Below are 7,323 nucleotides of genomic sequence, written 5' to 3'. Positions count from 1 at the left end.
TCCCCGGTAGCTCAATCGGCAGAGCGGGTGGCTGTTAACCACTAGGTTGGCGGTTCGAGTCCGTCCCGGGGAGCCAGAAAACAAAGCCCCGTCAATAGCGGGGCTTTTTTATTTATGTTCCACTACGTATTAGTCGACCTTTAAAAGGGTGCATCCGAGGCTGCACTTGGGTTGAGTAGGTAAGTGATAGAGTAGGCAGGATGGTCAAAGGAAATCCGTAGCGCATAATCTTTGCCATGTTTAGCTAGCCAGAATTGAAAACGAAATACAAGATTTCCAAACTAGAGGCGGAGGGGCTATCGCTCCCACCGCCTTTTCTTTTTTTAAAATAAAGAGTCTATGGCCGAACCTTACTTAAGAGAATAATTTTTCATATTTATTTCAATCCTGATTTCTTTCAAGCTGGTGCAACTGCCTGTACCCAACTAAAAGACTTCCAATAATTTTTATTAGCCATGGAGAATCACATTGATCGGAACACAACAACACAACCAACCTAAATAAAACCATTTTTGGTAATACTCTCTAACTCCCCTCTTCATGAAACCCACAATCATCCTTCAACAAATTGTATTTATACAACAAAATGAGTACATTATTGCATATATGACAGATTGAAAATTTCTTGTTAATGAAAAAATATAAAAAATTTTTGAAGCTTGCTCAAATTCTCCCTAACAATTTGCTCAAAAAGCATTGTTTAAATAACGCTAGAGAAACCTAAAATTACCCCATGACGGTCATAAAGTAGATGCACATATATAGTTTTCACTAGTCGAGTTGCAAGCATGGGGAGGGGTTCTATGAAGTTTGAACTAAAAGGCTATGTTGAACGTATAAAGCCAGCTGAGAACCTACACCAACTAGTCGTTCGAGATTCAGAGACTAAAGAAAAATGGGTTTTATACACTGGAGACAATGTTAGTCTTTCAACTCTTTTAATCTGTCAGAAAAATAAATTTTTGATGCGTATCCGAGGTTGGGTAAGGCAGGACAAAGACTATGTTTATTTTCGGATATCTTCTTATGATGTCCTGGACACACGATATGTCCCCGTCAGATTCTAACTATTTTTGTGTAAATCCCTGAAAAAAGTCATCCTGATAGTTGACTCAATGCACAAACTCAGGCCAACCCAACAAAGTTAACGGGTATCAGACAATTTTTCGCAAAAAAGTTGTAAGTATATAACCAGGTCTTTTTCACACAAAGAGTCTCTTCTTTGTTCCATCTATAAACCTGAAAATTTAAAATATGAACGATAGACCATTAATCATTTCTGTCCTTTCAGATCGATTCGGTATCTGTCGCCTTGCTCCGAATATGCCTCTGCCCGCATGGGCAATTGCTGGTCCCTTCTATTCCATCACCCGAACTACAGAGGAGTTATCTGTTGTATGCCCTGAGTTGGCAATCCCAGATGAAATAGTGAGCGAAAAAGGTTGGCGCTGCTTGAAGATACATGGGCCCCTGGATTTTTCTCTAATAGGGATTCTTTCATCCCTAACGATACCGCTCACGAAGGCGGGTATCAGTATTTTTGCGATATCCACCTACGACACGGATTACTTATTGGTTCAAGAAACCGAACTTGAGAAAGCAAAAGCTGCACTAAGAGAAGCAGGACACTAGATTGTTGACTGAACGCTAAATATATGTATCAAATAAAAGGGCAATAACTATCTCCAAAAAGAACTAGAGGTACATCTTGGGACACATTACTCGCCGGATATACAGATTTAACCCTTTTTAATCAAAAAGACAGATACTCAAAAAAGGATTATTAGAACAAATGAAGATACCAATATATCAAATCGATGCCTTCACAAGTCAAGTTTTTGCTGGGAACCCAGCAGCAGTATGCCTACTAGAAAGTTGGTTAGACCCTCCCACACTACAAGCCATTGCCAGAGAGAATAATCTTTCAGAGACAGCATTTATCGTTCAAAAAGAAAATTACTATGAAATCCGATGGTTCTCTCCTTCAGTAGAGGTTGACCTATGCGGTCATGCAACTTTAGCCTCTGCTTTTGTCATTTTTAACTATATGGATACTTTAATTGAAGAAATTACATTTGTCTCATCTAAAAGTGGAAAACTTACTGTATCTCGTGAAAAAGATTTACTGAAAATGAACTTTCCTTCCCAGCCACCAAAACAATGTAATCCTCCACAAGAACTGCTTGAAGCTCTTGGCAGAAAACCTATAGAAGTATTGAGTTCAGAAGATTATCTTGCGGTATTTCAAACCGAAGACGAAATAGTATCATTAAAGCCCGATATGGAAAAACTTAAACGACTCCCTTTGCGTGGAATTATTGTCACTGCTAAAGGCAAAAAAGCTGATTTTGTTTCTCGTTTTTTCGCCCCAAAACTTGGCATCAATGAAGATCCTGTTACAGGTTCAGCTCATTGCACCCTGATTCCATATTGGAAGACCAGAATGGGCAAAAAAACTTTTTACGCTCAACAGGTGTCACAACGAGGTGGTGAGCTATTTTGTGAGGACTGTGAAAACAGAGTTGCCATAGCTGGCAAGGCAGTCAAATACATGCAAGGTACAATAACCATCTAAAGAGTCTGTGGCCAAACCCCATTTTGAGTAACAGATTAGAAATCCTGGTTTCTTGAAAGCATTGCAAAGGGCTGGGAAACCCATCTTGGCGAAGCTTGCTGATAAGCAGAGCATCGGGGTGACAAAGCTAAATATCTGGTACTATTTGCCATAACTACCTACAATAAAAAGAATATTCATTTATCCTAAATGCCTCATTATGCTCTGCCCGCAAGCAAACTATAGATGGGTCCAGGCATTTGCACCAGCATGAAAGAAATCAGGATTGAAAAAAGTATGAAATATTGTCCTCTTAAGTAAGGTTTGGCCACAGACTCTAAAAGAGACTAAAGGAGAAAATAATGGTTACCTGTTACCTCCACTATGTCATTGACCCTTATAAGCTGGAAGAATTTGAAAAATATGCTAAAATGTGGATACCTTTAGTTAACAAATTTGGCGGAACTCATCATGGGTATTTTTTACCACAGGAAGGGGCGAACAATATCGCAATCGCCCTGTTCAGTTTTCCAAGTCTGGCAGCCTATGAAGAATACCGTATTAAATCCATGGAGGATCCGGAGTGCCAGGCCGCATTCAAATTTGCTGAGGAAACAAAATGTATTATAAGTTACAAGCGAAGCTTTATGAAACCAATTTTTGAGTAGGATATTACATAGGCAGTAACGTATTCTCGGACTGCACCGCTCTAGTCGACTCCGCCCACAGCCACGTCGGCAGCAAGGATACCTAGAATGCGTCCTTCCTTGTCCCAAAAGGGAGTGGACACAGTTATGCACTTTTCGCCAGTGGCCTGAGAGACATAGACCTCGGAGATGTAAAGGTTGTTGGTTTTCATTGGTTCGGTAAACCACGGACGTTGAGACCAATCTTTACCCAGGGCCTCGGCATCTTTCGGAGATTCCTGGCCTGGCCTCGGGATGTTGGCGATGGGCTGAATGCCGCGCGAATCCGTGAGGTAAAGCAATTCCAGGAAATCGTGCTTGCTTATGGCCGCACGTAACGCCTCTTCTTGCCGCTCGCGTTGCATGGACGTAATCGCCTCGGAAGCTGCCAGTTCGCTAATAACTTTCTGGACCACTCCCTGACCCATGAGTCGAAAAACATTGTTCAGACTGTCCAGTTCATCTACTTGCTCTAACAACCGCCTCATTGCGGCTTCGGAATTAGCCATATCCTCACCGGTATGCCTGGCTATTTTGTCCAGATGGGAGATAGTTCGCGTAATTTGCTCACTGGCCGTGGCCTGTTGGACAGCTGCTGAAGCGATGGATTCTATCTGCCGTGAGTTATCGTCGGAAAGCTCAACAATTTCCGCAAGCATTTCCCCGGAGCGATGGGCCACGCTCGTAGCTTTTTTTACAAGCTTGGCAGTCCCCTCCATGCCTTCTCTGGTGTCGGCCACACCTTTCTGGATGGCTTCGATCTGGTGACCAACATCGCGGGTAGCTTCCATAGTCTTCTCAGCTAATTTACGCACCTCATCAGCAACCACAGCAAATCCCCGACCGGCCTCACCTGCCCGAGCAGCCTCAATAGCCGCGTTTAAGGCCAGAAGATTGGTTTGGTCAGCAATGTCCGAAATGATCTCCATAACCTTTCCGATAGCAAGTGCTTGTTTACCAAGACCCATGACTACTTCGGTAAGTTGAGCAGTGCGCTCATTTACTGCCTGTATGGCAGCTACCGTCTCTTTTACGGTTTTTGCCCCCTCTTGGGCCTCTTGTTTAGCTTTGTCAGCAGCTAAAGCAGCTGCTTCGGCGCTTTTGGAAACCTGAGTCTGAGAGGCGTTCATCTCCTCCATTGCCGTGGCAGCTTCAGCCGCCAGCCGTTGTGCCTCTGTTGCTCCTTTGGCTGCATTATCCGATGCCTGTCGCAAGAGCTTTGTAGCCTCTTGGATACCGTGAATAGCATTTCCTAACGTATTCGAGGCATTGACCAACCCTTGGCAACGTGATTCCTCGGCCTTCTCGCGTGCCTCCGCAATCTGTTCCAAAGCACGTTTGGCCAGTTCCTCCTGTTTATGTAAGGACTCAGCCAGTTTACAATTTTGGGCAGTTAATTCTTCAAATTTGTCAAAAACAACTCCAATCAACTTTTTAATTTTTTCATAACCTTTAACCCTTCCAATTGAACCAACGCTGACACCGATGCTCCTTATGCGGCTATCCAGAAACTCAAGAAGGGCACGGGTTTTTCGACCCTGAAAACCCGCCACCCAGAGGACCGACGCCAGGCCAGCGAGCAAGCCAGCAATTGAAAAGGAAACTAATTGTAGACGCAAGTCAGCAATATTTTTTGACACTTTTGACAAATCAGAATTTGTCAAAACCATAGCCTCCAGACTGTTCAAGCCGGTGAAGGCTATCACCGCAAGTATTCCGCAAATGAGCGCTGCTGGAAGTAAAAGCCAAATAATTTTATTCATCATTTTGCCCCCTGTTATTTTGAAGGAGATTTTACAAAATTAGCTGTAGCAATTTTCGGTCCGAACGTTACGTCGATGGAACAACTTATCTACTTCACGGTTGTAATAATTAGAAATCTTTATCATCTTTTCTCCCTTACACCTCTATCTCTCTTTATATATATCATTTTTTATAGTTTTTGACGCTGACACACAAACAAACTCTCCCAGATAGTTTACACTGAATCTAGATGAGAGCGTTACAACCATTGTGTCGCTAACTACCACCTTCCCTTCACCTACAAACACAACAAATCCTACAAACTCAATTAATTAGCCAAAATTATTTTTACCAATTTTGTTAATAAAATTCCTGAAAAATATAGTATAAATTGAAAAAATTAACAAAATTGTTAAACATTAGATTGGGGCTTTCTACAGCAAGAAAGGAAAAAGATTTGTAATATCAATTAGTTATCCTAAAAAAAGCATTATTATCAACCATGCTTATTATTCGGCATGTCTATTGCTGAGATTTAATGTATGAGTCAGTCAATCAGTACCTTAAAACTCAAAGTGCTCTCTAAGATTAGCCATGCTATTCATAATGCTCTCGATCTAGAACAAACCCTGCACGATATATTACGTGTTTTATCTGAAACATTAAGCATGAAAAGGGCCACAGTGACCCTCATAGATCAACAAACAGGAAAACTGCTTATTACCGCTTCCTATGGTTTAACAAAAGAAGAAAAAAATCGCGGGGTTTACAGGTTAGATGAGGGCATAACCGGGCGCATTTTTCAAACAGCACAACCTTATTACGTACCCGATATTCGCAAGGAGCCTCTTTTTTTAGACAAAACCGGATCCCGGGCAATTGAAAAAGGCCGTGTTTCGTTTATTGGTGTTCCTATAATTCTCAATGGCGTACCTATTGGTGTCCTGAATGTTGACCGGTTGTTTGGAGACGATATCTCTTACGAAGAAGACATTGATTTCCTTACTGTAGTTGCCACGCTAATTGCCCAATTCATAAGCCTGAACCAAAAAGTCAGGGCCACTGTTGATGAACTTCGGCGTGAAAATGTTTCTTTAAAATACCAGTTATCCAAGGAGGCTCGAAGATTTTACATAGTTGGCAAAAGTAACGCCATGCTCGAAGTGGAACACCAGATTGAGAAGGTTGCTCCCACCAAGGCCACAGTGCTTCTCCTTGGCGAATCTGGTACAGGAAAAACTCTCATAGCCAGGATAATCCACGAAATTTCTGAAAGGGCAAAATTTCCATTTGTCAAAGTCAATTGCGCCTCTATCCCGGCAAATCTTCTCGAAGCCGAACTTTTTGGTTACGAAAGAGGTGCTTTCACAGGCGCTGAATATTGCAAACAAGGGCGCTTTGAAGCTGCAGACAAAGGAACTATCTTTCTGGATGAAGTGGGAGAACTTCCGCTAGGTATTCAGGCCAAACTCTTGCGGGTCTTGCAGGACAAGGAGTTTGAACGGCTGGGCAGCAACAAAACCATTAAGGTTGATGTACGCATCATTGCCGCAACCAATAAAAATTTGCAGGAACTTGCTCAAAAAGGAGAATTTCGTCCGGACCTGTACTACCGTTTAAATGTTTTTCCCATTTGGGTGCCACCACTTAGGGAACGAAAAGAGGATATTCCCGGACTACTCAATCATTTTCTACAAAAGATGGCCAAAGAGTACGACCGTAAACTCAGCTTTACCCCTGATGCCCTGGAACTTTTAAGACGCTATGACTGGCCGGGAAATGTTCGGGAAATGGAAAACCTCGTGGAGCGACTGGCCATTATGGCTGACGGTCAACGGGTCGACGTTTCACTTATACGCCCATATCTCTCGATCCAAAATTTGGAGACCACATCTTCTTCAGAACCTGAATCAGAACCTGAACCTGTGCAGACTCAAAATACTTCCTTCAAAAAAACATCGTTAAAGGAAATTGAGAAAAAACAAATTATCGCTGCCCTTAAACGGAATAATTGGATACAGTATAAAGCAGCGGGAGAGCTGGGTATCACTCAACGTCAGATGGGATATAGAATCAAAAAATTTGGCCTTGAGGAACTCGTGGCAAGGGAGAGAGCCAGGGCAAGGGTCCATAGAAGGTAGTTAAAACTTCAACTCCATCTCCTCGAATTATAATTTCAACTCAGGTACCTCGTTACCTCTTCATATTTTGCTATTCCTCAAACCTTTCGCCACCAAGCGCTTATTTATACGTCGCCTGGTGGCGAATGAATGAGGCATGGACAAACTTATCCGCACCCTCCCCCTCCGCCTGAACAACAGCCTCCGGCCAAGCCGCGTC

The 7,323-nt window shown here is 42.6% G+C and carries 6 protein-coding genes and 1 tRNA gene; 6 read left to right on the top strand and 1 reads right to left on the bottom strand.

Features of this window, described 5'->3' with window-relative positions; genetic code table 11:
- From AC3WVG_RS10795 to AC3WVG_RS10775, 5 genes are all read left to right on the top strand, one after another.
- Window positions 1–76 (top strand) — tRNA-Asn (locus AC3WVG_RS10795).
- A 727-nt stretch (window positions 77–803) separates the two neighbouring features.
- On the top strand, window positions 804–1,067 hold the full coding sequence (locus AC3WVG_RS10790) for a hypothetical protein (protein WP_488798125.1): 264 nt from the start codon (window positions 804–806) through the stop codon (window positions 1,065–1,067).
- Between the two features lie 187 nt (window positions 1,068–1,254).
- Window positions 1,255–1,632, top strand: a complete 378-nt coding sequence (locus tag AC3WVG_RS10785; RefSeq protein ID WP_488798124.1) for an ACT domain-containing protein — start codon at window positions 1,255–1,257, stop codon at window positions 1,630–1,632.
- 160 nt (window positions 1,633–1,792) lie between these two features.
- Window positions 1,793–2,575 (top strand): PhzF family phenazine biosynthesis protein, encoded by a 783-nt coding sequence (locus AC3WVG_RS10780; RefSeq protein WP_488798123.1) that lies wholly within the window; start codon window positions 1,793–1,795, stop codon window positions 2,573–2,575.
- Between the two features lie 341 nt (window positions 2,576–2,916).
- Window positions 2,917–3,222 carry an NIPSNAP family protein gene (locus tag AC3WVG_RS10775; RefSeq protein ID WP_488798122.1) on the top strand — a complete coding sequence of 102 codons (306 nt, stop codon included), beginning with the start codon at window positions 2,917–2,919 and terminating at the stop codon, window positions 3,220–3,222.
- Window positions 3,223–3,263: 41 nt separating this feature from the next.
- Here the strand turns inward: AC3WVG_RS10775 and AC3WVG_RS10770 are convergent, their stop codons facing one another.
- Complete coding sequence (locus tag AC3WVG_RS10770; protein ID WP_488798121.1) at window positions 3,264–5,006, bottom strand: methyl-accepting chemotaxis protein; 1,743 nt, start codon at window positions 5,004–5,006, stop codon at window positions 3,264–3,266.
- 519 nt (window positions 5,007–5,525) lie between these two features.
- Here AC3WVG_RS10770 and nifA point away from each other — a divergent pair.
- Entirely contained in the window at window positions 5,526–7,124 is a 1,599-nt protein-coding gene (nifA, locus tag AC3WVG_RS10765) for a nif-specific transcriptional activator NifA (RefSeq protein WP_488798120.1), read from the top strand.
- Window positions 7,125–7,323: the final 199 nt, after the last annotated feature.

The organism is Desulfovulcanus sp. (assembly GCF_982781345.1).
The sequence above is the reverse complement of the archived record's forward strand: the minus strand, read 5'-3'. Positions and strand labels throughout refer to the sequence as shown.

Coding starts and splice junctions, on each gene's coding strand:
- AC3WVG_RS10780 (WP_488798123.1), top strand. CDS start 1,793: ATGAAGATACCAATATATCAAATCGATGCCTTCACAAGTCAAGTTTTT.
- nifA (WP_488798120.1), top strand. CDS start 5,526: ATGAGTCAGTCAATCAGTACCTTAAAACTCAAAGTGCTCTCTAAGATT.
- AC3WVG_RS10785 (WP_488798124.1), top strand. CDS start 1,255: ATGAACGATAGACCATTAATCATTTCTGTCCTTTCAGATCGATTCGGT.
- AC3WVG_RS10770 (WP_488798121.1), bottom strand. CDS start 5,006: ATGATGAATAAAATTATTTGGCTTTTACTTCCAGCAGCGCTCATTTGC.
- AC3WVG_RS10790 (WP_488798125.1), top strand. CDS start 804: ATGAAGTTTGAACTAAAAGGCTATGTTGAACGTATAAAGCCAGCTGAG.
- AC3WVG_RS10775 (WP_488798122.1), top strand. CDS start 2,917: ATGGTTACCTGTTACCTCCACTATGTCATTGACCCTTATAAGCTGGAA.